This is a genomic window from Pseudomonas sp. SIMBA_041, assembly GCF_046535095.1.
GTDB lineage: Bacteria > Pseudomonadota > Gammaproteobacteria > Pseudomonadales > Pseudomonadaceae > Aquipseudomonas > Aquipseudomonas mucoides.
Genome location: NZ_JAWRXJ010000248.1, coordinates 1 through 276, shown reverse-complemented (window position 1 = coordinate 276; position 276 = coordinate 1). Strand labels below are relative to the sequence as shown.

1 protein-coding gene is annotated in these 276 nt (G+C 39.9%); it reads left to right on the top strand.

Features of this window, described 5'->3' with window-relative positions:
• Positions 1–276, top strand: a 276-nt coding sequence (locus SB725_RS31045; RefSeq protein ID WP_410923232.1) for a hypothetical protein, incomplete at both ends; no start/stop codon positions are given.

Below are 276 nucleotides of genomic sequence, written 5' to 3'. Positions count from 1 at the left end.
AATGCTTATGGACAATTGGGTGATGGTACTTTTGCAAGTAAAAATGTACCTGTACAAATAGGAACAGCAACAAACTGGCAAACGATAATTGCAGGAAGCGCCCAAACAATAGCTATAAAAACAAACGGAACATTGTGGGGCTGGGGGAATAATGGCAGTGGACAATTAGTAAACACAGGAACAACTAATATAAATACTCCCACTCAAATCGGAACAGATACCAACTGGAAAACGGCTGCTTTGGGAATAACCCATACTCTTGCTATAAAAACGAAC